At 57.8% G+C, this 325-nt stretch carries 1 pseudogene; it reads left to right on the top strand.

Features of this window, described 5'->3' with window-relative positions:
- Nucleotides 1–282, top strand: a pseudogene (locus LB462_RS31060) (type I secretion system permease/ATPase); the annotation flags it as partial.
- Nucleotides 283–325 lie beyond the last annotated feature (43 nt).

Raw genomic sequence — 325 nt, 5'->3', positions numbered from 1 at the left:
GTCATGGACGAGCCAAATTCCAATCTCGATGGTGAAGGCGAGATGGCATTGACCCAGACGATAAAGGCGATCCGCGAACGCGGCGGCATTGCCATCGTGATAGCCCATCGGCCAAGCGCCTTGGCCGCAGTGGACATGGTCGCCGTCATCCAGAACGGCAAGATGGTGGCCTTTGGACCAAAGGACGAGATTCTCAAATCGTCCGCACCCGCAGAAACAGTCAACCGACCCGCGCCTGCCGCACAAAATGCGCCGCGCGTCACATCGAGGGTTTCAGCATGATGATCGATGTCAAAGGGACCAAAACCACCAAGCCGGAAACGGA

The sequence above is a fragment of the Phyllobacterium chamaecytisi genome, assembly GCF_020164455.1.
Classification (GTDB): domain Bacteria; phylum Pseudomonadota; class Alphaproteobacteria; order Rhizobiales; family Rhizobiaceae; genus Phyllobacterium; species Phyllobacterium chamaecytisi.
This window is presented reverse-complemented; position numbering and strand designations above follow the sequence as displayed.